Raw genomic sequence first — 582 nt, 5'->3', positions numbered from 1 at the left:
CGCGAAAGGTCGACCATGTCCGCAAGGTCTCGCACGCGACCATGAAGCACTGCGGCATCCGCCGTTTCCAGCGCCACGTCAGTACCACCGCCCATAGCGATCCCGAGCTCTGCAGCAGCCAGCGCGGGCGCGTCGTTGATGCCGTCACCTACCTTCGCGACTTTCTTGCTCTGAGCCTGAAGCTCCCTGACGACGCGCTGCTTGTCTTGCGGCAGCATCTCCGACCTGACGGGTAGACCGAGCGTCTTGCCGACAGCTTCAGCGGCGCGCCGATTGTCGCCAGTCAGCATGACCGTCTCAATTCCAGCGGCCCTGAGCGCGTCCAAACCTTCCTTGGCATCGGCGCGAGGTTCGTCGCGCATCGCGATGATCCCCGCAAGCCGATCATCGACCAGCAGAACGGATACCGATTTCCCCTCATCGCCGAACGCGGCAATGCGACCGAGTCGATCGCCGTCCAACTTCGCTGTTTCCTCCGCCGCCGCCGCAGAGCCAAGGAAAATCTTCTTTCCGCCAACTTTGCCGACTACACCTTTGCCTCCGATTGCCGCTGCCTCCGACGCAGGCGGCACAGGCACTTTG

Annotated in this window: 1 protein-coding gene; it reads right to left on the bottom strand. The window is 63.1% G+C overall.

Going from position 1 to position 582, the window contains the following annotated elements; translation table 11 throughout:
* A partial coding sequence (locus AC0L2P_RS32200; protein ID WP_473507246.1) for an HAD-IC family P-type ATPase occupies positions 1-582 on the bottom strand: 582 nt, incomplete at both ends.

The sequence above is a fragment of the Mesorhizobium sp. WSM4836 genome (genome assembly GCF_055811815.1).
Note: the sequence above shows the minus strand (reverse complement) of the source record. Positions and strands in the feature narration are given on the sequence as shown.